The organism is Runella limosa DSM 17973, from assembly GCF_000482465.1.
Classification (GTDB): Bacteria; Bacteroidota; Bacteroidia; order Cytophagales; family Spirosomataceae; genus Runella; species Runella limosa.
This window is the reverse complement of the sequence record NZ_KI519423.1, coordinates 238528-265122: the sequence shown is the minus strand read 5'-3', so window position 1 is coordinate 265122 and position 26595 is coordinate 238528. Positions and strand designations below refer to the sequence as shown.

The window sequence follows — 26595 nt, the reverse complement described above, 5'->3', positions numbered from 1 at the left end:
GCTAATCTTATTTTTTGTTTTTTGAAAATATTTTTTTGTTGATTGTTGTGCGATAGCTAAGAAAAGGTTTTTCAATATAATTATACATCAGATAGGATAACAAAAAAGTCGCTAAATAACATGTTGCAAAGGTTATCGTAGTTTTCAGGCAGGAGGTGTTTTGAGTGTTGAAGTTTTGGGAAAATAAATCGATTACTAATAGATGTATTAAGTAAAAAGAATAAGAAGTGAGGCTTATTGTATGTATAATTTTAAATATTCTATTTTTATTTGGCACGGGTGTACTGATAAAAGTAGGAATTAAAAAGGAAAAAGATAGGCTAAATATTGGAAGTAAAATAATATCTGATATTACATTAGGTTTGCCATTGATTACATTTTTAACAAACAAAAAGTATGATAGAAATAAAAGTAACAAGCCTGTGATAAATAATTTTATGTGATTTTTCAATAATAATTCTTTATTTGTTTCAAAAAAGTAGGCAATTATACAACCAAATGCGATAGAATCAATCCTGAAAAATGTCATTTTTCTCATTGTATCCCAATAATATGGCGTTAAAAAAGTGTCCCAACTGGGGAAGAGATACCCTTGTTTAATAGCTGTGTGTATAATAGATGTATGGTTTGCAATAAAGTATAAAACTGTACGACACATAAAGCCAATAAAGATAAGAGTCAATGAGCTGAATATGAATGTTTTATATGAGTGTTGTGTTTTTTTTTGTAAGATATAAGTTACCCAAATAATAATTGGAAATGAAAAATAAAACCATTCTTCAACTGATAAACTCCAAGAATGAGGAAATAAATATGGGATAGGAGTTATAGCATTTTGTAAAAAAAAGAGGTACGAAATTATTTTTAACCCAAAGTGAGGAAAGAATAAGAAATATATAAATAAGGTGAATAAGTAGGCGGGAATTGTTCGAAACCAGCGATTTATCCAAAAAGAAGCAATTACTTCCCATGTAATAGCTTTTTGAAAGAAGGTTTGTAGAATAATTCTTCCAATTAGAAAACCGCTTAAAACAAAAAAAGCTTCGACTCCAAATCCAAGCCAGGCAAAATAAGGAAACTCTTTTTTTAAAGGGTTAAGGTCAATTGAATGTGATAAAAAAACGGCTATAATAGATAGAGCTCGAAAGAGGTCTAATCCAAATATTCTTTGTTGATTACTTTCTTCCTTAATTACTGGATTGTGTGGATTGTGGCTTGATTGTATCATTTATAACTATGGCTTTATAGCAAAGAAAGAAAACCATTTTTATAAATCAAATATGTTTTTAGTAAACGGTAGTTTTTTGGTGTTAACTGATTGATTATCAGTTGGTTTTATTTTATCGTATTTTGGACTAAGCTTCGGAAGTTCAAATTTGTATTAATAGTTTTATCGAACCCTGCTTGTGTAAAAATTATACCAAAATACTTTTTGTCACGATTGATCCAAGGATGGATTCCCATGGCACTTGGGCTACTGACTTCTTTAGCAAAGCCCGATACAATTTGATAGCGCCACACCCCAAGCCCATAAAAAGTATTAATTCCACCCGATTGGTCAAGCTCAATCGTTTTGACCGAATTTTCACTCAGTACTCTTTGGCCTTTGTAAATGCCAAAATTGTGTATCATAGTAAGAAACTTGATGTAATCGTTCATAGTACTTCGTACACCAGCGCCTGCATGAGGATTCGTGTTATTAATAAAACTCAGGTATGAAGTGTTAGACATCTCGCATTTGTTTGCTATGCGTTCTTTAAAAATATCTTCCCAAAGTTTACCTTCTATTACCTCAGCAATCCTAGCTGCAATTTTGTATGCAGAGCTACCGTAGCTTGCTTGAGTTCCTGGAGAAAATTGCAAGTTTGAGTATATGGCAATTGAATCTACAGCAGCTGCTAAAGATATTCCTCCTCTATCATCGTAAGGGGTATCAGCTTGAAAGCCAGAAGTATGTGAAAAAATTTGACGAATCGTGATGTCTCCTTTGCCATAGGTGTTAAAAATGGGTAAATAAGCCCCAATTTTATCATTTAAATTTAACTTGTTATTATCTACCAAACTCATAATAACTGCAGCAGTAAGCCATTTTGTAGCAGAGGCAATTGGTAGAATATCGTCGGCATTATATTGGCCATTTTTGTAAGAGTAGCTTAATGTATCATTACAGACAAATGCTAATACATTGTTATCGTAAGATTGTAAGTTGTTATTTAAGAATGAGTCAAAAGCAGGAATGTTAGTTACTTTTTTTACTGGTTTTTGAGTAGTATCCTTAGGAGGAATTTGATAATTGGCGGGCACAATTCTTAGGGATATGGGGATACATTTAGTATCGCATGGTGGCGTTCCTTGCGAGAAACCTTTACTAAATGCTACAATTAGCAGGCAAAAGAGTTTAATGTATGTAAATAAACTTATTGTATTGCACCGCATGAGAATAGGTAATTTAAAATTGTACGTGTATTAATAATCCCCAAGGGGAATTAAATACCGATTCTCAATTTTTGTGCCAACTTTATTTGCCTAGACAAAAAAGTGATTGAAATTTTCTAAAACCGACCTTTTAATAAGTATTTGTCGGTACAGGCAAACAATGATGAAAAAAAAGTAAGGTGCGGACGGTTGGTCTCAATTTTCTTTTCGAGACGCAAAATGGGTTTCCCCGTCGGGATTTGCATTAGGTGGGCAATCTCATTGGGGGCGGTCATGGCCCATACTTTTTCGTCTCCTCCTTTTACAATCACATTGTAGCGCTTTCGTAGAGTATCAAACAGCGGTTTGTTTTCTAGGGTAATTCTTTGAAAATTAGGGAGTTCGCTGGTAGGCAGCGCTATTTTTTCATAAAAAACTACTTCTTTGTTCACCGTGCGGAGGCGTTCGATGTAGTAAAAAGAAGCGTTTGTTTGTTCAGGTTGAAATAAAAAATCGGGCGGGAAAGCTGCGTAAATACCTCGGGCTAAAATTTTGGTTTGAATGTCTGGCTCATTTTTCAAATCGTGGTGGCTGTGCGGCTCAATCGACAACATCCCCGACCCCACAGGCAGTGGCAGTACCACACTCCCTTTTCCTTGGTATTTTTTGATATATCCCTCTTCGGCCAGCATCGACAGCGCCTGTCGAATGGTAGGCTGGGTAAGCTTATACGCTTGCTGAAGTTCTTTTTCAGAGGGCAATAAACTACCAATTTCATATATACCATTGTGCAGCTGTTGGCGGAGCGTCTCGTATAAAAATTGGTATTGGGGGAGGCGGGGAGCGGCTTCTGTCATAAGTACGATGAATTGAGGCAACAAAGGTAGCACCTCTTTTTAAATATTTTTCTTAACATTGCATCATGCAAGTCATCGTACCCCTCCATTACTATCTTATCGTTGCAGCCGCTTTGTTTAGTATCGGCGTAGCAGTCATTATTACCAAACGAAATGCCATTGCGGTTTTGATTGGTATAGAGCTTATTCTCAATGCCGTAAATTTGAATTTGGTCGCTTTTTCTCAATATGACCCTGTGCGTCTTTCAGGACAAATGCTTACGCTGTTTGTGATGGTGATTGCAGCGGCGGAGTCGGCGGTGGCATTGGCTATTTTGTTAAAGGTATATCGGTATTACCAAACCGCCGATTTGGACAAAATTAGTTCGATGAAAAAATAACGCTTAATACGCGATTTGGTGATTACAATCGTTTTAATCAATAAGAAGTTAACGACTGAAGTTTGCAGTCGAGGGGCTTTGTTAAAAATATCCTAAAAAGAAATGATGAAGCGTATGAGAAGCGTTGTATTCCTGTTGGTTCTTCTAGGAAGTGGCTTGATGGCGCAAGCTCAGTTTGGCAATAAAAATAAAAAACGGCAAGCAGCCGCTACCGATGCCAATAAAAGTATGGATGAGGTGACAATATTGGGAATCAAAAGCAAATTTTTAGCAAAAGATTCTACTAATGTCACGGTATTTATGCGGGTGGACTTGACCAAACCCAACAATGTCCCTGTGCGTTGGCGAGAATTTACCGAAAAATTTACCCTCAATTACGTAGTTTACCCCGACTTCTCTTCGAGAGAACGGTTGGCGTATGGCAATATTCCGCTGAACGAACAAAATGTGGTGCAGTTGAGTCATACCCGTTTTATGATTCGATTTGAGGTAAAAAGACCTGCAAATCATGCGTCAGGCGTGCTATTGGGAGAAATTTCGGAGATTGGTACCACCAAAAAGGTGCTGAATGACTTGGCCATTAAATTTCGCGACACGAAGCTTGCAGAGCGATTTGCCCTGTTTGAACGAACAGGACGCGTACCGTTGCTTCAAAACTACGTAAACTTAAACGACACTGTTCAGCTTCAAGATATCAATAAGTCGGTGAAAGAGCTGTATGTGATGCGTTATCGCCACGATTTTGAACCTGCACAGTCGCCGATGAATACCAATCCACGGAATGCCGCTCGAACGTTGGGCGTGGATTCGACTTTCAAAATTTCGACAAGCTCACCGCTTATATTTAAGGAAGAAGGTCTGTATTATATGACAGAAGACACGACAGATACGTACGGTGTGGGGGTTGTGGTGACCAACAAGCGCTTTCCTAAAATGACGCGCCCTGCCGAGCTTGTTCGTCCTGTAATGTATATGAGTCAGGCCAACGAAATCAACGAAATGCTGGCACCCAAAGACCCTAAAAAATCCCTCGACCGTTATTGGTTGAACCTAATGAACGGGAACAGCGACTTGGCAAAACGTACGATTAGCGCTTTTTATAGCCGCGTCGAAGAAGCCAACCGACTTTTTACAACCTATAAAGAAGGCTGGAAAACAGACAAGGGCATGATTTACATCATCATGGGCTCACCCGACCGCGTGCAACGAAGCAAAGACCGTGAGGTGTGGGTATATTCGCAGCGGGCTAATTTTTCCGAAATAAACTTCACTTTCAACCGTCGTCCCAACCAATTTGTAGAGGATCATTATGAACTTCAGCGTTACGTCGAATATCAACCTATTTGGTATCCAATGGTTGAAGCCTGGAGAACGGGAGCAGTGAGAGACTAGAGGGGAATGTCTAGTGGAGAATGTCGAATGCAGAGTGCAGAGTGTCGAATACGTGTGCTGAGGGTTGCTCACAACCCGAGTTTTTGAGTGTCGAATGCAGAGTGCAAAGTGTCGAATACGTGTGCAGAGGGTTGCTTACAACCCGAATTTTTTGAGTGTCGAATGCAGAGTGCAGAGTGTCGAATGAATTGATTTATTATTCGACACTCTGCACCGCTCGGGCGGCCCCGTCTCCCCTCGACATTTTACTTAATATTAATATCAAATGGCAAGCGTGCTTGCGTTCCTTCCATTTGTTGAAGTTTCTTCAAGGTTTTGAGATAAGGAGCGAAGTCGCCTAGTTTTTGCTGTAACATCGCTTCTTCGGCGTTATTAGAAAACTTCGTTATCATTTCCTCAAACACATTCTTCTCTTTTGGATAGCGAACGCGGTAGTCACCTTCTTTCAATTTGGCTGATTTGGCGGCAATTTCAATCGCTTTGTCTAACCCACCAAACTCGTCGATAAGACCGTTCCCTTTGGCTTCACGACCCGACCATACGCGTCCCGACGCCAACGACTTAAGCTTCTCCAATGGCATTTTACGACCTTCGGCTGCTTTTTTGGTAAACACGGCGTAGATATTTTCGGTGCTGCGCTGCATACGGCTGTTTTCAAAAGGTGTCATCTCACGCGTCACACTTGGCCAATCAGAGTGGGCGTTGGTATTCACGCGGTCGAAGGTAATCCCCAATTTGTTGCGGAAGGTATTTTGGAAGTTAAACAACACGCTGAATACCCCGATAGAACCCGTGATGGTGTTTGGATGTGCCACGATTTTGTCGCAACCCATGGCCATGTAATAACCACCCGACGCCGCTACGTCCGACATAGACGCAATCACAGGTTTTTCTTTGCGGGTCAACTGAACCTCACGCCACATCACATCCGATGCCAAAGCGCTACCCCCAGGAGAGTTGATACGAAGCACGACGGCTTTCACTTTTTTATCTTTACGGGCTTTGCGAAGTTCCTCAACGATTGTCTCCGAACCAATGTTGCCATCGTTGCTTTTACCCGACATGATGGCCCCTTCGCCGATAATGACCGCGATACGGTTGTCGCTGCTCCCTTCTTTGACTTGTTTTTCAGCTTTTGAATACTTGCTGAGTCCTACAAACTTGATTTTATCATCTTCGCCCAACTTGAGTTCTTTGCGAAGTGCGCTTTCTACCTCGTCGTAGTATCCGACGTGCGTGATAAGTTTGTGCGTGAGGGCATCTTGCGGCGAGTCGATACTGAGCGAATCAGCCAAGTTTTTCAACTGAGTAGGGGTGATTTTTCGTGCTTGCGAAATTTTATCCACCGCGTGGTCGAAAATGTTATTAATCAACACCTGATTTTGAAGGCGACTTGCATCGCTCATGTTTTCACGGAAGAAAGGCTCTACCGCGCTTTTATATTCCCCAACGCGAAAAATTAAAGGCTTTACCTCCAGCTTGTCGAGCGTGCCTTTGTAGAAGTCGTATTCAGCGCTGAGGCCGTTCCATTCCATTCCACCTGCGGGATTGAGGTAAATTTTGTCGGCAACCGACGCCAAGTAATACGCTTTTTCGGTCATTACTTCGCCGTAAGCATACACAAACTTGTTCGATTTCTTGAAATCAAGAATCGCATCGCGGATTTCTTCGGCCGTAGCCCAGCCCACCATTGGGTATTGTACATCGAGGTACACACCTTTAATGTTAGGGTCTTGCTTGGCATTGGCGAGCGCCGACCGAATGTCGAGTAAGCCAAGGACATTGCCTTGCCCGCCCGAAAATTCGGCGAAGGGGTTCTCAACGGCTACTTCTTGAATAGGGTTGTTGAGATTGAGCTTTAACACAGAATTGGTTTCTATCGGTGTACTATCTTCAGAAGAACCCACTGCGGCTACGATTCCAACAAAAAGGAAAAAGCCGAGGATAGAAAAGAGGAATAGACCGACGATGGTTGCGAAAACGTACTTAATAAACTGCCACATGAGTATAAAAGAGAAAAAATGTAATGGTCAAAAATAGGATTCTTAATTCAGCTAACAAACAAAAATACGTTTTGGATATGCCAAGGAGGTGGGTTTATGTTAAAAGGCGGATTGGTTGTACAAGTGGGAAAATGAGTGTATGGCTTTGAATGGCATTGTGGTAGCACAAAAAATGTTAAAAGTCTTAAAGTTTCTTAATGGTTTTAGGACATAAAAAATAATCGGGATAGTTTGCCCAAAACTTTACACAAATGCTATCGGTTGTACTGCACTTTTACAAAAATTTCTGGATAATTCTACACGTGGTGGCGTGGGGTGGCTGGTTGGCCGTGGGCGCACCCGTTGGCGAGGAGTGGTGGGGCATGATTGCGCCTCTTTTTTGGCTCAAACTGGCCTCTTACGGCGTAGTTTGGCTTTTGATGCAGACATTTTCTCGTCAGGGCTACCTCTTTTATCAAAACTTGGGCTATTCGCCAACGGCACTTTTTATGGGTGCTTTTGGGCTGGACATGGTTTTATTTTTCACTTTATTGACAACCATTCGATGGAGCCTATTACTATTTTAGAGATAGACAGCGTGGAACTGTCGTTTGACGAACGCAAAATTTTACAAAGCGTTTATTTGAAAATCCCGAGGTATCAAATCACGTCTATTTTGGGGCGAAATGGTTGTGGGAAGTCTTCTTTGTTGCAAATTGTGTTTGGAACAATGAGGGCAACGCACAAGTCGGTCAGGGTCAATGGAAGGTACGTCGAATCACTTTACCGACAAGGAAACGTGGCGCGCTACCTGCCGCAGCATCCACTGACCCCGTCGTCGATGAAAGTCAAAGAAGCTTTGAAATGGTACGGAGTGGAGCTGACGGAAGCGAAGTACGACAAACTTCCGACGCTTATTTCGCAGCGGATGGAGGAGTTGTCGGGCGGAGAAAGGCGCTTCATTGAGGCATTGATGGTGTTGCTTTCGCCCGTGCCGTTTGTGCTGCTCGATGAGCCATTTACCAACTTAGCCCCCATTTATGTAGAAGCACTCAAACAGCATATTGTTGAGCAAAAACAAAACAAAGGCATTTTAATCACCGACCATTTATACCGAGAAGTACTAGACATTGCAGACCAGAATTACCTGATTCAAAATGGAACTACATATTTGCTCACGAACCCCCGCCAGGAGCTGGTCGATAGGGGGTATCTTCCAGGATAGATAACGACTATTTGCCCAAAAATTTGTTACTTTGCCCCGTTAATGATGGTTTACGGTTGGGAGATTTATGGTTTATGGTGGAAGTAATGTCCTGAACAGTAAACAACTAACTATAAACTTTACAAACTCTAAACGGTAAACTCAAAACCGAAAATAGCAAACTCAAAAAAATGGCAAACGGAATATTACAAGGCAAACGCGGGATCATCTCTGGTGCCCTCGACGAAAACTCAATTGCGTGGAAAGTAGCCCTGAAAGCGAAGGCAGAAGGTGCGTCTTTCACGTTGACCAACGCCCCAATCGCGATGCGGATGGGCGAAATCAAAAAATTGTCGGAGGCATGTGAGGCAGAAATTATCCCCGCCGATGCGACGTCACTCGAAGATATCGAAAACCTCTACGGCAAGTCAATGGACGTATTGGGTGGAAAAGTGGATTTTGTGCTTCACTCAATTGGGATGTCACCCAACATCCGTAAAGGACGTGCTTACGGTGATTTGAACTACGAGTGGTTCCTAAAAAGCGTGGACGTTTCGGCGTTATCGTTTCATAAATTTTTGCAAGTGGCCGAAAAAATGGACGCCATCAACGAGTGGGGAAGTGTGGTAGCGCTTACCTACATGGCAGCGCAGCGTACGTTTCCTTTTTATACCGACATGGCCGAAGCAAAAGCGATGTTGGAGTCGATTGCCCGTAGCTATGGATACCGTTATGGTAAACTCAAAAAAGTGCGCGTAAACACGGTTTCGCAGTCGCCTACCAAAACTACGGCTGGAAACGGTATCGGTGGTTTTGATAAGTTTTATGATTTTGCCGAAAAAATGGCTCCCCTAGGAAATGCCTCGGCCGACTCATGTGCTGATTTTGTAACCATGATGTTCTCAGATTATACTCGCATGGTAACGATGCAAAACCTCTTCCACGACGGTGGTTTCGGCAACGTGGGTATTTCAGCAGAAGTGTTGGAAGGATAGTTTTTTTTAGAGATGAGAGATAAGATATGAGAGATAAGAAATCTCATCACTTATCTCTTACCTCTCATCTCTCCTAACTCATCTCTCCCTCTAAGGATACAACAAATACTTCTCTCGCATTTTTTTGTAGTTCGACAAGCCAGGCTCCCAGCTTTTACGAATCTCTTCTTCGCTCGTGCCTGCGATAATCTGCTTTTTAAGATTTTCCGTCCCCGCCAGTTTATCAAAGTTTCCCATTTGCTTGCTTTGACTCATGTCAAAAAACTTGTCTTTATAAGGGTAAGCCGCATAGGTTTCAAACAACCATTTGAGGTTCAATTTTTTAGATTTTACAAACGTATTGGCGTCAAACTTACGCAGGTCTAAGCCATAACATTCTTGGTCTTGGTGGAGCGGCGTTTCGCTCATGCCTTGGATGCTTACGGGCTTAAACGTAAAGCTATATTTCCCCTTCAACGCGGGTGCGCCCAAGACCGTGAACGGCATGTACGTACCGCGTCCTTGGCTCAAAATCGTGCCTTCAAACAAACAGATGCTTGGGTAAAGCATGATGGACTGCTGGGTGTTGAGGTTGGGCGAAGGCGGCACGGGCAACACATACGGCATGGCGTGGGTGTAGTTGGCTACCTTGATGATTTTTAACTTACACTGCATTTTGTTCGGAAGCCAGCCTTCACCGTTGATCATTTGGGCAAATTCGCCAATCGTCATCCCGTGGGTAATCGGGATTGGAAACATACCAATGCCCGACTTGAGGTGGGGCTCCAAAATAGGGCCGTCAACGCAAAAGCCGTGTGGATTGGGGCGGTCGAGGATGACGAGTTCTTTACCATTTTCGGCGCAAGACTCCATCACGTGCGACAGGGTGTTGATGTAGGTATAAAAGCGCGCGCCCACGTCTTGCACGTCAAAAATCATCACGTCAACGTCGGCTAAGTGTTCTTTCGAAGGTTTACGGTTTTTGCCATAAAGCGAGATGACGGGAATGCCCGTTTTGGGGTCTGAACTGTCGCTGACTTTGGCGCCGTTGCTGGCATTGCCGCGAAAGCCGTGTTCGGGGCCAAAGATTTTGGTAATTGTCACCCCTAATTTAACCAAACTATCAACGCAGTGTGATTTGCCAATGACGGAGGTTTGGTTGACCAACATTCCTACCCGTTTTCCTTTCAAATAAGGTAGATAAGCACTGGTTTGGTCGGCACCCGTAATAATCGACTTGGCAGGGGGAGCTACGAAAGACGTGGTTAGAAAAATGGTTAAAAATGAGGCGATAACCGCCTTGAAAAGGTGTTTCATGCTAGATTGTTTTTGAAGAATACGCGACTAAAAGCGGGTAAAGATAACGACTTTACTCATTTATGCTCGCTTTGGCCGCTTCCTTGGGTGGTGGTAGTGGCGGCGGCTGTTCCTGTTATTGTGGTGAAAGGCGTTGAAACCAATTTGCGAACTAAGTCGGGATGCGAATTGGAAATCAGGTGGCCAGCTTCGGGTAAAAAGATGTAGTGGGCGGGCTTATCGGCCAGTTGTTGACGCGCAAAATCAAGATTGCTAGGATCCACAATCCAGTCTTTCCCACCTTGCACCACAATGGTAGGGACTTGTAGTTTCGACCATTGTGGTTGCAATTTTTTTAATTCGTTGGCGTGAGCAAATTTCTCAAAGGTAGCTACGTTGAGGCGGCGCGGCAGCCATGCACGGACAATCCACCATTTGGCAGGTTTGGAAAACCACCAGAACTTTTCTTTGGTGGGGTCAATGGCAGGGGCAAGCATCACCAACTGGCTAAACGCGTTGGGATTCAAAATGGCCATTTGGGCCGCGATGGGTGCGCCAAACGAACGCCCCAAAAGAACGGCCTTTTGCTTGGAATGATTGAGCGAAAGGGCCAACATCGCGGCTTTGGCTTGGGTTTCGATGGACGTGACAAAGCGTTTTTTGCGTAAGCTCGAATGGTTGTAGCCGAGTCGGTCGATGGCAATGATGTGAAAACGGCTTTGCAACAGCGAATCATCGACCATGTTTAGGTACCCATACCAAGCGCCAGGTGCTCCGTGAATGAGCAACAGCGGAGGTAGGGTGTCTGCGCCTGTGGTAGCAGCAAATAGCTTGAGGCTGTCGTTTTGAATGGTGTAAAAAGTAGGTTTGACGGGGCGATTGGCGTAATGTTCGCGGATGTCACGGTCATTTTTCCGCCACGACCGAAAGCAAGACGAAAGGCTCGCGGTTAGGAGTACGAAACTCGCCCAAAGAAAAAGTGTACGACTTAGCATAATTGAAAATATTTGTGCCGTCGGTTGCTCACAACCGACTAATGTGTGCCAGCGGTTGCTCACAACCGCGTTTTGTGTAATAAGGAGGTTGTGAGCAACCTCCTGCACGGGCTGCAACCTTCTTCATGGACTCAAAACAAACTTAATTGCTGATGCGATAGTTCAGGGTACGTAACGCGTGTCAATACCTCGGGTACGTTAGACTGACTTTTAGGGTCGCTTATCGACTTGCCAATCGTAAATGCTTCCATTGATGCGTCGTCAATTGGTTTTTTAAACAATTCGAGGTCAAAAGCATCCGATTGGGTATTGAGCCAAACCGCTTCTAATCCTTTTGGTATAATAACGGGCATTCGTTGCTTTGTGTTGTGAATGCGCGCCATGAGCGGATTGGCATCGGTCGTAATAATGCTAAATGTATGCCAAACATCATTGGCTTGGGCAGGATTGTGCCACGTTTCCCAAATACCCGCCATCGCAAAAAGCGGTTGCTCCCGTAAATGAATAAAATAGGGATATTTCTGCTTTCCTACGGTTTGCCATTCAAAAAAGCCAGTGGAGGGTATTAAGCACCGCTGCGCCTGTTGGAGTGCATACTTAAACGACGGCTTTTCGTCGAGGGTTTCGATTTTGGCGTTCAGGGTACTGCTGCGTAGTTCGAGCGCTTCTTGGGGGCTTCGCGCCCATCGCGGAACCAATCCCCACTTAAAAAATTGTAAAGTGTGCGGAGCTTGAGCCGTAATCACTGGCCAAGTGGGATAATCAAAACCGTTGGCGTGGTAAATGGGCTCAAATTCAATGGTTTTAGCCTGTTTTTGTACCTCAAATTGTTTCTCCATTTCATCGACCGTAGCCGTTAGGGAATTGCGAAAACACATGGCTTGTTAAGGGTATAAGTGGTTTTTTCTGTGTAGTTTTGAGCAAAGATTTGTTTTCTTTGCCCACCCTCATTAAACAAACTATGACTCTATGAAATTCAAATTATTGGGAAAATCTGGCCTTCGCGTATCAGAATTGTGCCTCGGTACAATGACTTTTGGTACCGAATGGGGCTGGGGTGCCGACAAACACGAGAGCAAAAAGATTTTTGAAGCCTACGCCAATGCAGGTGGTAATTTTCTCGACACAGCCAATCGCTACACGGAAGGTACATCGGAGACATTCTTGGGAGATTTTATTGCTGCTGACCGCGATCACTTTGTGGTTTCTACCAAATATACCTTGTACGACCGCAACGGCGACCCCAACTACGCGGGTAATCACCGTAAAAACATGATTCGTTCGGTCAATGAAAGCCTCAAACGCCTGCATACCGACTATATCGACGTGTTTTGGGTACACATGTGGGAGTTTACAACACCCGTTGATGAAGTAATGCGGGGGCTCGACGACCTCGTACGGAGCGGTAAGGTGCATTATGTCGGGATTTCTGATACCCCTGCTTGGGTCATTTCACGTTCGAATATGTTGGCGGAGTTGCGCGGCTGGAGCCAGTTTGTGGCGCTTCAAGTGGAGTATTCGTTGTTGCAACGCGGAGCCGAACGCGATTTGCTTCCGATGGCCAAAACCCTCGACATGGCCGTGACGCCCTGGGGGGTGATTGGAGGAGGAGCATTGACGGGAAAATACTTACGCGGAGAAACAGGACGGGTGCCCGAAAATAGCCTGCGCCGTAGCGAACGCAGCAGCGATATTGCGCAAGAAGTAGTGGAGGTGGCGCAGGAGTTGGGCGTGACACCCACGCAGGTAGCCATCAACTGGGTGCGTCAACGGGTGTCAAATGTGATGCCGATTGTGGGCGCAAAACGCGTAGAACAACTTCAAGATTCGCTCAAATGCCTTGATTTTGTCATTCCTGACGAAATTATGACACGTTTGAACGAAGTAAGCAAAATAGAATTAGGCTTTCCGCACGATTTTCTTTCGTCGGAAGGAATGAAACAATCCGCTTTTGCGGGTATGTACGACAATATCATTAATCACCGTCTATAGTCCGTTGAAACTACAGTTACTTACGCTGCTAAAAACGCAGTTTGATACCCGCGTGCATGCAGCGCAGGAGGCGATGCAAAACGCCCAAGATTCGGCCAATGAGGAAACCAAAAGCTCGGCGGGCGATAAGTACGAAACGGGGCGGGCGATGGCGCAAATTGAACGCGATCGCCACGCCCAGCTTTATGACCAATTACGCCAAGAACGCGCCGTTCTCGACCGCATCGACCCCGATTTTGTGTTTCAACGAGTCGGGTTAGGGGCGTTGGTCAAGACCTCCGTGGGGGTGTTTTTTGTCTCCGTGAGTGCAGGAATGGTGGTGATAGATGGCCAAAAAGTGATTGCTATGTCACCCCAGTCGCCTCTGGGAGCATCACTCATGGGCAAACAAGTCGGAGATTCGTTTTTGTTTCAGCAGAAGAAAGGGACGATTGAAGGGCTTGTTTGAGGAGAATTTTATTAACTTTGATTAGATAAAATCCGTTGCATCATGGTCGTAGTTCCGTCTAAACGCAAACGCCTTCGCACAAAATTTGCGAAGCATGAGGTCCCAAAATCGTTGATTTATGAAGAATACAACGGAAAACCCATGTACTATCGTGGATACAAAGAGGTGTTGAACGAACTTAAGACACAAGAAGATATTATGGGGGAGAGCGATACCCAAGCCATTATTATTGGCGTTTTAATGAAGTATTTGTTAAAAAATCTAGATGAAGAAAAGTACTTTGTCATTACAAATGAAGTGGGATTCCATCTAAAAAAGCGTAGTAATATTTCATCAGATATTGTCATTTACGACAAAGTAATATTACAGAAACATTCTCCTCAAAATAAGTACTTTGAAATTCCTCCTTTGGCGGTTATTGAGGTAGATATTCAAGCTGATACAACTGATTTTGGCATTACGGAGTTAGATTATTACGGCATTAAAACGCAGAAACTCTTAGAGTTTGGAGTTGGTGAAATCTTCTGGTTTTTTTCAGGAAGTAAATTGCAGTTCAGTGTGCACCAAGGCCAAGATGGGCGTATTTCGGGTTGGGATAAACCAATAACCTTATTTGGAGAATATTCATTTTCTCTTTCGGAATTGCTTCAGAAGGATGGCTTTAAATTATAGAGTGTGAGCTGGTTGGTAGTGCGTATCCTTTTTCTGTTTCTTGTGCCAATGGGCTTGTCCCAAGGATTGGCTCAGTCCCCTTTGTATTCATTCTCCCCCAACGTCCAACAAGCCTACCGCGAGGTGTTTAAGCTCAAAGTAAACGCAGCTAAAGTGCTGTTGGATAAAGAAAAATCTCCGAATGCACTGGCGGTTTATGTAGAAAATTATACCGACATGGTGACGCTACTTGTGAGTGATAATAAAGCCCTCTTTGACCAACTTTCTCCCCATCAAGACGAGCGCCTTTCTTGGCTCGATGACCAACCTAACTCACCGTATCAGCGTTTTATTCAAGCCGAAATACGATTGCATTGGGCGTTTATCAAATTGAAATTTGGGAAAGAAATGAGCGCCTCTTGGGATATTATCAAGGCATATCGACTGCTGGCAGAAAACGCCCGTTTATACCCCGATTTTGTGCCCACCTATAAGTCGCTTGGGTTGCTGCATGTACTGATTGGCTCGGCACCGCAGAGCTATCAGTGGGTAGCGAAGCTGTTGGGTTTGAAGGGGAATATTCCGCAAGGACTGAGGGAAGTGCAGCGGGTGATTCAGCAAGACAAAGTGTTTTCGTTGGAAGCCCAATTGATTCAAACGTTGCTGCATGCGTATATTTTGACCTACGCAGAAAAACAAAATACGGAGCTGCTGCAACTGGTGCATAGTCAGCCCGATAACCTGCTGTTACATTTTTTTGGAACAACGGTTTCGATGAAAGATGGGAGGGGTGAACAAGCGCTTGGTTTGCTCAAACAACGTCCCACAGGAAGCGCCTATTTCGCTTTCCCTTTTTTGGAGTATTTAGAAGGTGAAATTTTGCTTCAAAAAGGCCAATACGCCGCTGCCCGAACTCAATTGAACGAGTTCCTGGGGCAATACAAAGGTCAAAACTTCCTGAAAGATACCTATTTAAAGCTGTTTTTGAGCTATTGGCTCGTCGGTGAAGATGCGGATGCCAACGTATTTTTAGGAAAAATCGGCAAGGTCGGGGCTACCTATGTGGAGTCGGACAAAGCAGCGTTTAAGTTTGCCGAAAACTATACCAAAGGATTGATTAGCAACCAACAAAAAACGCTGATGAAAGCGCGGCTGGCTTTTGATGGTGGGTACTTGGAAGAGGCCGCAGCAGCGCTCAAAAACGTTAATGAAGCATCGTTTGAGAATGGGAGAGACCGCGCCGAGTATCGTTATCGGTTGGGGCGTATTTTTCAACGTCAAGAACATACCGAGGTGGCTATTCCAAATTACGAACGGGCGATTGTGTTGAGTCAGGCGCAAGGTTTGTATTTTGGGGCAACGTCGGCTTTGCAGTTGGGCTATATCTACCAAGCAAAAGGTCTGCGGGCCAAAGCCATACAGTACTTTCAACAAGCGCTCAATTATCCCAAGCACGAATACAAAAACAGCGTGGACAATAAAGCCCGCGCTGCTTTGACCCTTCTGGGAGTGGAGTAACCTCCTAACCTCCCGAAAGTTTTATAACCTCCCGAAAGTTTTATAACCTCCCGAAAGTTCAAAACTTTCGGGAGGTTGCTTTACGACAAATATTTCAAAAACTCATTCTTTGTACTGCCTTCTTGGAATTTGCCGCCGTAAAACGCTGTCACAGTCGAGCTGGAGTCGTCTTGTACACCGCGAGAAGCGACGCATAAGTGTTTGGCATCCATGACGATAGCCACGTCTTCGGTTTGAAGGATTTGTTGTAATTCTTTGGCAATCTGAACCGTAAGGCGCTCTTGTACTTGCGGGCGTTTGGCAAAATATTGCACAATACGGTTCAGTTTAGAAAGCCCAATTACTTTCCCGCTCGAAATATAAGCCACGTGCGCTTTGCCAAAAATAGGAACAAAGTGGTGCTCGCAGTTGGAGTAAAAACTGATGTCTTTCTCCACCAACATTTCGTTGTATTTATACTTGTTTTCAAAGAGCGTTGCCTTGGGCTTATTCGCAGGATTTAAGCCTGAGAATAGCTCTTTTACGTACATTTTTGCTACCCGATGCGGAGTCCCGTTGAGGCTGTCGTCGGTGAGGTCAAGCCCAAGGGTTTCCATGATGGCACGGAAATGACCCTCAATTTTGGCCACCTTTTCTACGTCACTCAGTTCGAACGCATCCTCGCGCAAAGGCGTATTGTAAGCACTAAATAGGTGATCATCTCCCCAGTCGTCGATGTTGAGTTCACCCAAATCTGCATGGTTAGGCAGGGTATTCCACAAAGTTTCGTTCTGTTTCATAAAGCCGTATTTTCAAATCGAGCGACTCTGCTAAGTGCTCACGTAAGAGATTATAAATGACAATTGAAATGTTTTCTGCGCTGGGATTCATGTTTTTAAACTCCTCAGTATCCAGATTTAGATTTTTGTGGTCAAACTTGATCAAAACCGTTTGCTCGATTAAATCATTCAACCATTTCAAATCTACAACGTAGCCAGTTTCGGGGTTTACTTCGCCCGTTACTTTCACAATCAGCTCATAATTATGTCCGTGGTAATTGGGATAATTGCATTTCCCAAAGACACGCGCGTTCTGTTCGTCCGACCAAGTCGGATTGTTCAAACGGTGTGCGGCATTAAAGTGCGCCTTGCGAAACACCGCCACTCGTGGGTTGCTCATATAGTGATAAAAATCTGTTCAATTGTTGGTTTTACGTACGCGCCGAGGAGTCGTCAGAAAGTTTGTCTGCAACACCCTCTCGACCGTTGGGCGTGGTACCAATTAGCCCGAGGGTAAGTATCGTTTGTCAACAGTTTATCTAACATTTGTACGTCTGAAATAGTTTTGAAATTTTAGTGATAACGGCTAAAAATCTCATATATTTTTTATTAACTTTTTGGAAATGAGTTTGTTGAAAATGATATATGTTGCCGAAGATGCTATGCCTAGGTTGAAAAAAGTGAGCAAAGCCAGTTATTTTCAGGTGTTCAACCCGAATAAATGTTAGTTTTGTGTTTCCATTACATACAGAAAAGATATGTATAAGAAAACCGAAGGGTCGAAAAACACGTTTATAGTAGTATGAGTGAAATTGCCAAAGAATCCACCGAAGAGAAATCGCTGAACTTCATCGAACAAATCATTGAAGAAGACATCCGTACGGGTAAACATGAAGGCCGCGTCCTGACGCGCTTTCCACCCGAACCCAATGGCTATTTGCACATTGGGCACGCCAAATCCATCTGTTTAAACTTTGGAGTGGCTCAGAAATACGGAGGAGGTACCAACTTACGCTTTGACGATACAAATCCCGTCACGGAAGATACCGAATACGTTGAGTCAATTAAGAATGATGTTCAATGGCTTGGTTTTCAGTGGGTAAATGAATTTTATGCCTCTGATTACTTTGATAATTTGTATGCTTTTGCCATCGATTTAATCAAAAAAGGATTGGCATACGTGGATGAATCTACCTCAGAGCAAATCGCTTCTTTGAAAGGAACACCGACGGAGCCTGGCACAAACAGCCCGTACCGTGACCGTGGCGTGGAAGAAAATTTGGACTTATTTGAGCGAATGAAAAACGGCGAGTTTCCTGAAGGCTCTCGTACGCTTCGTGCCAAAATCGACATGGCAGCGCCGAATATGATCATGCGCGACCCCATCATTTATCGGATTAAATTTGCCCACCACCACCGCACGGACGACAAATGGTGCATCTATCCGATGTACGATTTTGCCCACGGTCAGTCGGATTCTATCGAACAAATTACGCATTCTATTTGTACGTTGGAGTTTATTCCTCACCGCGATTTGTACGATTGGTGCATTGATAAACTGGAGATTTTTCCTTCAAAACAATACGAATTTGCGCGTCTCAACTTGACTTACACCGTCATGAGTAAGCGTAAGTTGCTACAACTTGTCAATGAAGGTCACGTTACGGGCTGGGACGACCCACGGATGCCAACCATTTCGGGGCTTCGTCGTCGTGGCTATACGCCTGAGTCGATTCGCGAGTTTTGCGACCGCATCGGGATTGCTCGCCGCGACAACCTGATTGATGTGAGCTTGTTGGAGTTCTGCGTTCGCGAGCATCTCAACAAAATCGCGCAGCGTCGCATGGTGGTGCTCGACCCGCTCAAAGTAGTCATTACCAACTTCCCTGAAGATACGGTTGAGCTTTGTTTGAGCGAAAACAACCCTGAAGACCCCAACGGCGGAATGCGCGAAGTGCCATTTAGCCGCGAAGTTTATATCGAGCGGGAAGATTTTATGGAAAATCCGCCGAAAAAATTCTTCCGCTTGGCCGTAGGACAAATGGTGCGTTTGAAGAGTGCGTACATTATTCGTTGTGACGAAGCAATCAAAGACGAAGCGGAAAATATCATCGAACTTCGTTGTTCGTACATTGAAAACAGCAAGAGTGGCAACGATACCTCAGGTATCAACGTCAAAGGAACGCTCCATTGGGTGTCGGTTTCGGAGGCGTTGCCGATTGAAATTCGTCAGTACGACCGCCTTTTCAAAGTCGAAGACTTAGCATCGGCGGAAGGAGATTTCAAAGACCATATCAATCCAAATTCGTTGGAAGTGATCACAGGCTACGCCGAGCCATCGCTCAAAGAAGCGACGGTTGATACCAAAATCCAGTTTGTTCGCAAAGGTTATTTCTGTTTAGATACCGATGCTACATCCGATAAACTCATCTTCAACCGCACAGTTGGGTTGAAAGATACGTGGGGAAAAGTAGCAGGGAAATAATTTTCTGAAGTTTTGATAGAAAAACGGCATTGTAGCTTTAGAAGTTGCAGTGCCGTTTTTTGTGGTTAAATTGCAAAGGAATGTTTTGGAAAAGGCCCCAATTGAGCTATGAAGAAAATCTTGTTAGTGGAAGACGAAGTCAATGTAGTCAGCTTTATAAAAAAAGGCTTGACCGAGGAAGACTTTGAAGTATCGGTGGCTTTAGACGGTAATTCGGGGGTTCAAATGGCCTTGAGCAGTGACTATGATTTGATTCTCCTCGACATTATGCTTCCCGACAAAAACGGTATTGAGGTTTGCAAAGAGCTGCGAAATAACCAGATTCAGGTACCGATATTGTTTTTGACAGCCCTCAATACCGCCGACAATATTGCTTTGGGGCTTAATTCGGGGGCGGATGATTATTTGGCCAAGCCCTTCAAATTTATTGAGTTAGTGGCGCGTATCAAAGCTTTGCTGCGCCGCGCAAGCCAAGGTGGGAGTGAGGCTAAGGCCAAAGAAAATGTGTATGTGGTGGCCAACTTAAAAGTGGATGATGACTCGAAGACCGTAGAACGAAATGGGGAGCTTATTTCCCTCACTGCTACCGAATATCGGTTGCTGGTCACTTTGCTAAAAAATAAAGGAAAAGTGCTTTCGAGGGTGGACTTGCTGGAGAGCGCTTGGGACATTAATTTTAACCTGGCCACGAATGTTGTGGATGTTTATATCAATTATTTGAGAAAAAAACTTGATTCAGCCTACGAACCCAAGCTCATTCATACGGTGATTGGCATGGGCTATGTGTTAAGAGAAGCATGAAAACCCAACTAAAAATAGCGCTTTTTCTGATTTTTACCAACAGCCTGATGCTGCTTCTGTTTGGGGGAAGTATCTATTATTTTTTGTATAATTATTCCTACACTGATTTTTATAAACGACTAGAAACGCGGGCGACGATTGCGGCAAAGTACAATTTTGATGCTGATAAAATTAATGCAGAATCATTTAAAATGATTAGAAGAGAGCACCTTGAAAAGCTCCTGGCAGAGAGAGAATATTTGTACAAGGTTGAAAATAGCAATGACTTGACGGAAATAGCCCAAAAATCGGAGCTGCCGATGGCGTTTTTAAGGGATATTATGGCCAATGGGAAGGCTACCCGTCAGGTGGACGAAACCTTTTTTACGGGGATTCGTCACGAAAGTCATAGCAATATCTACATTGTGATTGTTTCGGCCAAAAACTATTATGCCTCCAACCACTTGTTGTTTATGAGGAATGTTATTTTGATGGGTATTGTACTGATTGCGCTGATTACGACCTATTTATCTTTCTTTTTTTCAAAGCGAATCTTTGATCCCATCAAACATATCACCGACCGCGTCAAACAAATAAGTACGGATAACATTCACTTGAGAATCGAAGAAAAAGACAATGATGCCGAGATAAGCCAGCTGATTTCGACTTTCAATGACCTGCTAAATCGACTTGAAACGGCTTTCGAAACTCAAAAAAACTTTGTCAGTAATGCTTCGCATGAATTTGGTACGCCACTCACGTCTATCATGGGCGAGGCCGAAGTGATGTTGATGAAACAGCGTTCGCCAGAAGAATACCAGCAGTCGCTGATGAGTATTTTGGGACAAGCCGAGCGCCTGAACCAAATCACGCAAACGTTGTTGTATTTGGCCCAAACGGGTTACACCAACAAGCGGGTTAATTTTGAAATTTTACGAACGGATGACCTTATTTGGCAGGTTAAAGAGATGATTGATAAACTCAACCCTAAGAATAACATCCAAGTGGATTTTAGCCTGCTGCCCGAAAATCCGAAAAAATTGAAAGTAATGGGTAATCGCCAACTACTTTCCTTGGCTTTTACCAATATCTTGACTAATGCCTGTAAGTACTCCAACAATAAGCCTGTGGTAGTGACGATTGCTTCCAGCGACAATCAAGTGTTTTTAGTCTTTCAAGACCAGGGTATTGGGATTCCCGAATCAGAGCTGCCTTTTATTTTTGACCCATTTTTCCGTGCTTCCAATACCCGTAACTTTGAAGGCTATGGAATTGGGCTGCCGCTGACCCGAAATATTATCAAAATTCATAACGGCCTGCTGCACGTATCATCGGTAGTCAACGAAGGTACGGTTGTTCAGATTAAACTTCCTTTGGCTATTTTACCCTAATTTTTTTTCATTCTTATCAGATTCTAATCTGTCTCTTAGACCGTTCTTACACGGGCTAGGCAATTTTGTGCATTAGTTTTTAAAAACAACTAAAGCATGGAAAAAACAATAGTAGTGCCCATTGATTTTAAGGTAGAGTCATTAAATGCCCTTCGATTGGCATTGAATACCATTCAAGAAGGAAAAGTCAATGTAGTGTTGATGTATGCTGAAACTCCCTCCGACTCAATCACTGAATTTTTGTTTTATTCGCCAGAGGCAGTAATTGATTCGTTGAAAACTCGCGAATTTGAGGAGGCAATATCCATCCTAAAAAATAGGTACGAGTCACTCCTAGGTTCTGTCAAAATCGAGCTTTTTCATGGATATACTTCAAATGCGCTTGCCAATTTTCTGGAAGCTCAAAAAGTGAGCAAAATTTATTTTTCCAAAAACTACACTCTAAAACCTCACAAAAAAGGGTTTGACCCTATTCCGTTGTTGAAAAAAGCAAAAATCCCTTACCAAGAAGTTGGGGTAGATACGGATGGTTTTTGGTCAGAGTGGGTTTCGCTTAATGCATTATTCAGTTTCTAAACCTCCAAATAAAAATGAAAAATCATGCCTTCCCGACCACGCCTGCGGGTCGTCTAAAACTCTTTTTTACATTTAAGGATTCTCGCTGGGAAGACCTTACCAAAGACAGCTGGCTCAAAACCGTTTATCGAGATTTGAGTGCAGGGCTTATAGTAGCTATGACGGCTATTCCGATGGCGATGGGTTTTGCGATTGCCATGGGAATGCGCCCTGAGCATGGTATTATTGCGGGAGCATTGGCATGTGTTGTTGGACGAACTTTCGGAGGGTCGAAATACCAAGTATATGGGCCTACGGCGGCATTTATCCCCGTCATTGCAGCGCTTATAGCGAAGTACGGCCCAGCCAATGGGGGCGTATTTGAAGAAGCGCATGGTTTTTTGGTTTTTGTCTCAATCCTCTCGGGGATTATTCTCATCGTACTCGGTATTTTTGGGGTAGGCAAGTATGCCAAGCTGGTGCCAAACTCTATTATTGTGGGTTTTACGGTTGGGATTGCGGTAGCCATAGCACTCACTAATTTTAAGGATATTTTAGGGCTAAAATCATTTTCAGTCCTTTTAGGGCAAACTAGCGGTTTTTGGAACAAAATGAATTATGCCTTGGATAATCTAGGGGTAATTAATGGATGGGCTGTAATTATTGGCATACTTACATTTGTGCTGACGAAAGGGCTTCTACGAATTTCTATTTTTATTCCAGGGCCAGTGATTGCGATGGCCGCCGCAACTATTTTGACTTCTACTGTCTTGGCTGATAAAAACATTATTCTGGTTAAAGACCTCTATGGGTCTATTCCAAATAACTTTTTTGTATTTACAGCGCCTCATTTACCAACAATAACACTGGGTGTTGTTGTTGATATATTTTACTTTGTTGGCGCAATTGTGTTCGTATCGGGAGTCGAAAGTATTTTGTGTTCGTCGATGGCAGACAAACTGGCTGAAAACAAAAAAACGCCTTTTAATCCAGATAAAGAGTTTTTTGGACAAGGGTTGGTACAAATTATCACACCGTTGGTACAGGGTTTTCCGTGTACAGGAGCGCTGGCACGAACTGCGACGAGTATAAAAGCGGGAGCTCGTACTCCTTTGGCAGGGTATTTTAAAGCGATATTAAAACTCACAATGGCGTATTATTTAGCACAATATTTAGAGCTCATTCCAATGGCATGTATTGGTGGTATTTTGGTTTGGGTAGCAAGCAATATGATTAAACCCGCCGAAATCAGGGAAATAAAGCACTTGGGCAAGTTTGAATTTTCGATGATGCTTTATACGGCTGTGATGGTGCCTATGACCGACTTTTTGACAGGAGTATTGTCGGCGTTGATTATCTATTTTGTTGTCAAAAAATTCTACTCAAAAAAGACACCTTCCACATCCAAGTTGAGTTTGGATGTAGCAGATAACTGATACTTACATATAGATTGACCCACGCGTGATTCGATCGGCATTTTTACATTTTGGTAGAAATGCCGATTTTTCTTTCAAACTGCCATTTTTCGCATTCTTGGGCACCGAGGTTGCGTTTGAAACGTGCCAAACTGCTCTTGGGCTGGCCAGCGGCGTCAACTGAAATGCCTAAATCTAAAATAGTTACACCTTCTTGCTGGGAAAATTCGTATAAACCTTTGGTCAACAACACCGAGGGGCTGTATTGTCGATAGGCTAGGTTGTCGGCGGGGCAGAAGTGATAGAGTACATTTTTTCCGACGCGGACAGTTAGCCCTAATGAGGCAATTTCTTCGCCATTTTTGACACAAAATACCCGAAAAATTTCAGGAAAAACGGCCAACCAAAGCCGCAACTGCTCTTCACGAAAAGAAAGCGAGTAGCCGAGTCGTTGGCGGTTATGGGCAATAAATTGATACACTTGTTCGGCATCAGGAAGTAACCATTCTTCAAATCGAAAACCTGCTTGCAGGCACTTTCGTAATCGTCGCCGTTCGGAGGCGTGAAGCCCTGTCTCAAACGGCTGCGAGTTTACCGCAATGTAGTGATTGATAGAGGGTTGGTTTGTCTGAAACCCGTGCCGTACCAACCCGCGTTTGATAAACGAACTACGGGCAGGATGATAACAGCTGGGATAATGACGAACCGACAACGACGTGATGTGATGCGATACGGCAAACGATTCGATAAAAGTTAGCCAAGTACTAAACTCCGTATGACTGACGACTTCGGCTACTTCAAACGACCCAAACGATGCCCGTAGTGGGCTGACTCCTTGCTGATTTTGGACAAAAAGATGAAAAAAACCGTGGAGTTCTTGCTGCGTTTCGGCATCGGTGAGCACAAAAGTATAAACTTGCTCGGCTTGCTGGTGAACCACGTGCAGGGGCGTGTTGAAGAGCCAAGGCGACCAACGACACCGAAAACGAGTAAGCGCAGCGGGGTCATTGATAAACACCAACGAAGAAAAAGCCCGCTGAATAGTGGTCTGAACCTTATTTTTTGGAAGAAGGTGTGTCATTCGTTCGTGTGTTGTCGGGCAAAGATACAAAAACCACTAACTTTGTAGCATGATTTCGATTACCAACCTCTCGTATTATCTCGGCGACCGTGCTTTGTACGAAAACGCCTCGCTTCATATCAAGCCCAAAGATAAAATTGGCCTTATTGGTTTGAACGGAACAGGGAAGTCCACCCTGCTGCATTTGATTGTGGGTAACTACCAGCCCGATGCAGGAAATATCTCAAAAGCAGGTGGTTGCACCATTGGGTTTTTGAACCAAGATTTGCTCTCTTACCAAAGTGATGAGCCTATTTTGACGGTAGCCTTGCAAGCTTTTGAGCGACAGTTGGTGCTGCAACGCCAAATTGATGAGGTTCTTCATCAGATGGAAACCAATTACGAAGATAAGCTGGTGGATCGCCTTGCGCGTTTGCAAGAAGAGTTTGAGGCATTGGACGGATATACCATTCAGTCGAAAGCCGAAGAAATTTTGGAAGGACTTGGTTTTTCGACAACTGACTTACAAAAACCGCTGCGGCAGTTTTCGGGAGGTTGGCGAATGCGCGTAATGTTGGCCAAGTTGCTGTTACAAAAACCTTCTTTGCTCATGCTCGATGAGCCTACCAACCACTTGGACTTGCCTTCGATTCAGTGGGTGGAAAAGTATGTTCAGAGCTACGAAAATGCGGTGATTGTGGTATCGCACGACCGTGAGTTTTTGGATAATGTCTGCGATACGATGGTGGAAGTAAGTAATCAAAAGTTAAACTATTACGGGGGGAATTATTCGTTTTATCTCGAAGAAAAAGCCCTTCGTAATGAGATTCAAAAAGGAGCTTACGAAAACCAACAGGCTAAAATCCGCCAAACAGAGCGCTTTATTGAGCGGTTTAAGGCCAAAGCAACCAAAGCAAAACAAGCCCAAAGCCGCGCTAAAATGCTGGATCGAATGGATCGGGTGGAGGCCGTAGTGGATGAAAATGCCAAAGTGCATTTCCGATTCCAATTTACGACCCAGCCAGGCCGCCATGTGCTTCAGCTGGAAGATGTGTCGAAGGCTTACGGTGAAAAGGAAATCCTGAAACATACCAATATCACGATGGAGCGCGGCGACAAAATTGCGCTTATCGGGGCCAATGGTAAAGGGAAATCAACGTTGCTGAGGGTCATTGCAGGCACCGAGCCTGTCGAAGGCGAGCGACGGCTGGGACACAATGTGCTTTTTACCTTTTATGCCCAGCACCAGTTGGAGTCGCTTAATATAGAACATACGATTTTAGAAGAATTAAAATACGCCAATCCGACTAAGACCGAAACCGAATGTCGGACAATTTTAGGGTGTTTCCTGTTTACGGGTGACGATGTTTTTAAGAAGATCAAGGTGTTATCGGGAGGTGAGAAATCGCGGGTTGCGTTGGCAAAAGTATTGGTGTCTCAAGCCAATTTCTTGTTGCTCGATGAGCCTACCAACCACTTAGACATGCAGTCGGTGAATATCCTCATTCAGGCACTTAGGCAATATGAAGGCTCGTTTGTAGTGGTTTCGCACGACCGTTTCTTTGTGGAAGCCATTGCGGAGAAAATTTGGTACATCGAAGAAAAAGAAGTGAAAGAATACCCTGGTACCTACCAAGAGTACGAGTGGTGGCAAGAAGAACGTGAAGAAGAAGTGGTAGCAGCCCCTGCGGAGACGGTGGTAGTGCCGCAACGCTCGGCGCCTGCTCCAGCGAAGAATACGTCTTCGGGATCATCGCACCAGCAAAAGACCCTTCAGAAAAAAATCACCCAACTCGAACAAGAAATCGACGAGTTGGAAAAACGTAAGAAAGAAGCAGAAGCGCAATTGGCCGACACTGCTATTTACAGCGATGCGGCTAAATTGGCCGAAGTGAATAAAAAATACACGGAAGTCCAGCAAAAAATTGCGGCCACCACCGACGCGTGGGAAAATGCCATGATGGAGATGGAAGAGCTGGGGTAGTACAAACAAAGACCTTCCAAGTTTCAAAAACTTGGAAGGTCTCTTATTCGGCGCTTTGTCGGG

The 26595-nt window shown here is 43.8% G+C and carries 25 protein-coding genes; 15 read left to right on the top strand and 10 right to left on the bottom strand.

Features of this window, described 5'->3' with window-relative positions; all coding sequences use genetic code 11:
- Nucleotides 1-7 precede the first annotated feature (7 nt).
- From K339_RS34370 to K339_RS0120980, 3 genes are all read right to left on the bottom strand, one after another.
- Nucleotides 8-1228, bottom strand: coding sequence for an acyltransferase family protein (locus K339_RS34370; protein ID WP_051398148.1), 1221 nt, complete (start codon nucleotides 1226-1228; stop codon nucleotides 8-10).
- Nucleotides 1229-1335: 107 nt separating this feature from the next.
- Nucleotides 1336-2304 (bottom strand): serine hydrolase domain-containing protein, encoded by a 969-nt coding sequence (locus K339_RS34365; protein WP_051398147.1) that lies wholly within the window; start codon nucleotides 2302-2304, stop codon nucleotides 1336-1338.
- Between the two features lie 248 nt (nucleotides 2305-2552).
- The gene (locus tag K339_RS0120980; RefSeq protein WP_037301423.1) at nucleotides 2553-3272 is read right to left on the bottom strand and encodes a GntR family transcriptional regulator; all 720 of its coding nucleotides are present in this window, start codon (nucleotides 3270-3272) and stop codon (nucleotides 2553-2555) included.
- Nucleotides 3273-3337: 65 nt separating this feature from the next.
- Between K339_RS0120980 and nuoK the strand changes: the two genes are divergently transcribed.
- Both nuoK and K339_RS0120970 read left to right on the top strand, forming a co-directional pair.
- Nucleotides 3338-3652: an NADH-quinone oxidoreductase subunit NuoK gene (nuoK, locus tag K339_RS0120975; RefSeq protein WP_028525359.1), complete on the top strand. Its 315-nt coding sequence runs from the start codon at nucleotides 3338-3340 to the stop codon at nucleotides 3650-3652.
- 114 nt (nucleotides 3653-3766) lie between these two features.
- Nucleotides 3767-5044: a GWxTD domain-containing protein gene (locus K339_RS0120970; protein WP_229598785.1), complete on the top strand. Its 1278-nt coding sequence runs from the start codon at nucleotides 3767-3769 to the stop codon at nucleotides 5042-5044.
- A 245-nt stretch (nucleotides 5045-5289) separates the two neighbouring features.
- Here K339_RS0120970 and sppA read toward each other — a convergent pair whose 3' ends face one another.
- Nucleotides 5290-7047, bottom strand: a complete 1758-nt coding sequence (gene sppA / locus K339_RS0120965) for a signal peptide peptidase SppA (RefSeq protein WP_028525357.1) — start codon at nucleotides 7045-7047, stop codon at nucleotides 5290-5292.
- Nucleotides 7048-7298: 251 nt separating this feature from the next.
- Here sppA and K339_RS0120960 point away from each other — a divergent pair, with 251 nt between their 5' ends.
- The 3 genes from K339_RS0120960 (at nucleotide 7299) to K339_RS0120950 (ending at nucleotide 9225) form a co-directional block, all read left to right on the top strand.
- A complete protein-coding gene (locus tag K339_RS0120960) occupies nucleotides 7299-7613 on the top strand; it encodes a hypothetical protein (RefSeq protein ID WP_028525356.1) in 315 nt (104 codons plus the stop codon).
- The gene (locus K339_RS0120955) at nucleotides 7592-8251 is read left to right on the top strand and encodes an ATP-binding cassette domain-containing protein (protein WP_028525355.1); all 660 of its coding nucleotides are present in this window, start codon (nucleotides 7592-7594) and stop codon (nucleotides 8249-8251) included. Before K339_RS0120960 ends, K339_RS0120955 begins: the two co-directional genes overlap by 22 nt.
- Before the next feature lie 170 nt (nucleotides 8252-8421).
- The gene (locus tag K339_RS0120950) at nucleotides 8422-9225 is read left to right on the top strand and encodes an enoyl-ACP reductase FabI (RefSeq protein ID WP_028525354.1); all 804 of its coding nucleotides are present in this window, start codon (nucleotides 8422-8424) and stop codon (nucleotides 9223-9225) included.
- A gap of 90 nt (nucleotides 9226-9315) precedes the next feature.
- On the opposite strand, the gene K339_RS0120945 is transcribed toward K339_RS0120950, so the two are convergent.
- The 3 genes from K339_RS0120945 to K339_RS0120935 form a co-directional block, all read right to left on the bottom strand.
- Nucleotides 9316-10521 carry an exo-beta-N-acetylmuramidase NamZ family protein gene (locus K339_RS0120945; RefSeq protein ID WP_028525353.1) on the bottom strand — a complete coding sequence of 402 codons (1206 nt, stop codon included), beginning with the start codon at nucleotides 10519-10521 and terminating at the stop codon, nucleotides 9316-9318.
- A gap of 56 nt (nucleotides 10522-10577) precedes the next feature.
- Complete coding sequence (locus K339_RS34360) at nucleotides 10578-11495, bottom strand: alpha/beta fold hydrolase (RefSeq protein ID WP_084332278.1); 918 nt, start codon at nucleotides 11493-11495, stop codon at nucleotides 10578-10580.
- Between the two features lie 131 nt (nucleotides 11496-11626).
- Nucleotides 11627-12373, bottom strand: coding sequence for an SOS response-associated peptidase (locus tag K339_RS0120935; protein ID WP_028525352.1), 747 nt, complete (start codon nucleotides 12371-12373; stop codon nucleotides 11627-11629).
- Nucleotides 12374-12464: 91 nt separating this feature from the next.
- On the opposite strand from K339_RS0120935, the gene K339_RS0120930 reads away from it, so the two are divergent.
- The 4 genes from K339_RS0120930 to K339_RS0120915 are packed head-to-tail and all read left to right on the top strand — an operon-like array spanning nucleotide 12465 to nucleotide 16104.
- On the top strand, nucleotides 12465-13487 hold the full coding sequence (locus tag K339_RS0120930) for an aldo/keto reductase (protein WP_028525351.1): 1023 nt from the start codon (nucleotides 12465-12467) through the stop codon (nucleotides 13485-13487).
- Between the two features lie 4 nt (nucleotides 13488-13491).
- Entirely contained in the window at nucleotides 13492-13935 is a 444-nt protein-coding gene (locus K339_RS0120925) for a GreA/GreB family elongation factor (RefSeq protein ID WP_037301416.1), read from the top strand.
- 42 nt (nucleotides 13936-13977) lie between these two features.
- On the top strand, nucleotides 13978-14607 hold the full coding sequence (locus K339_RS0120920) for a Uma2 family endonuclease (protein ID WP_037301413.1): 630 nt from the start codon (nucleotides 13978-13980) through the stop codon (nucleotides 14605-14607).
- Between the two features lie 3 nt (nucleotides 14608-14610).
- On the top strand, nucleotides 14611-16104 hold the full coding sequence (locus tag K339_RS0120915) for a tetratricopeptide repeat protein (RefSeq protein WP_229598784.1): 1494 nt from the start codon (nucleotides 14611-14613) through the stop codon (nucleotides 16102-16104).
- 80 nt (nucleotides 16105-16184) lie between these two features.
- Here K339_RS0120915 and folE read toward each other — a convergent pair whose 3' ends face one another.
- Both folE and K339_RS0120905 read right to left on the bottom strand, forming a co-directional pair.
- Nucleotides 16185-16883: a GTP cyclohydrolase I FolE gene (gene folE, locus K339_RS0120910; protein WP_028525347.1), complete on the bottom strand. Its 699-nt coding sequence runs from the start codon at nucleotides 16881-16883 to the stop codon at nucleotides 16185-16187.
- A complete protein-coding gene (locus K339_RS0120905) occupies nucleotides 16846-17262 on the bottom strand; it encodes a 6-pyruvoyl trahydropterin synthase family protein (RefSeq protein WP_028525346.1) in 417 nt (138 codons plus the stop codon). Before K339_RS0120905 ends, folE begins: the two co-directional genes overlap by 38 nt.
- 402 nt (nucleotides 17263-17664) lie before the next feature.
- Between K339_RS0120905 and K339_RS0120895 the strand changes: the two genes are divergently transcribed.
- From K339_RS0120895 to K339_RS34355, 5 genes are all read left to right on the top strand, one after another.
- The gene (locus K339_RS0120895) at nucleotides 17665-19347 is read left to right on the top strand and encodes a glutamine--tRNA ligase/YqeY domain fusion protein (protein ID WP_028525345.1); all 1683 of its coding nucleotides are present in this window, start codon (nucleotides 17665-17667) and stop codon (nucleotides 19345-19347) included.
- Between the two features lie 108 nt (nucleotides 19348-19455).
- Complete coding sequence (locus tag K339_RS0120890) at nucleotides 19456-20148, top strand: response regulator transcription factor (protein WP_028525344.1); 693 nt, start codon at nucleotides 19456-19458, stop codon at nucleotides 20146-20148.
- Nucleotides 20145-21518, top strand: coding sequence for a sensor histidine kinase (locus K339_RS0120885; protein WP_028525343.1), 1374 nt, complete (start codon nucleotides 20145-20147; stop codon nucleotides 21516-21518). The genes K339_RS0120890 and K339_RS0120885 overlap by 4 nt, the downstream gene beginning before the upstream one ends.
- 96 nt (nucleotides 21519-21614) lie before the next feature.
- Complete coding sequence (locus K339_RS0120880; protein WP_028525342.1) at nucleotides 21615-22094, top strand: adenine nucleotide alpha hydrolase family protein; 480 nt, start codon at nucleotides 21615-21617, stop codon at nucleotides 22092-22094.
- A gap of 14 nt (nucleotides 22095-22108) precedes the next feature.
- Nucleotides 22109-23509: a SulP family inorganic anion transporter gene (locus K339_RS34355; RefSeq protein ID WP_084332277.1), complete on the top strand. Its 1401-nt coding sequence runs from the start codon at nucleotides 22109-22111 to the stop codon at nucleotides 23507-23509.
- A 43-nt stretch (nucleotides 23510-23552) separates the two neighbouring features.
- Here K339_RS34355 and K339_RS34350 read toward each other — a convergent pair whose 3' ends face one another.
- A complete protein-coding gene (locus K339_RS34350) occupies nucleotides 23553-24569 on the bottom strand; it encodes a GNAT family N-acetyltransferase (RefSeq protein WP_051398145.1) in 1017 nt (338 codons plus the stop codon).
- A gap of 49 nt (nucleotides 24570-24618) precedes the next feature.
- Between K339_RS34350 and K339_RS0120865 the strand changes: the two genes are divergently transcribed.
- Nucleotides 24619-26532, top strand: a complete 1914-nt coding sequence (locus K339_RS0120865) for an ABC-F family ATP-binding cassette domain-containing protein (protein ID WP_028525341.1) — start codon at nucleotides 24619-24621, stop codon at nucleotides 26530-26532.
- The last annotated feature ends 63 nt before the right edge of the window (nucleotides 26533-26595 follow it).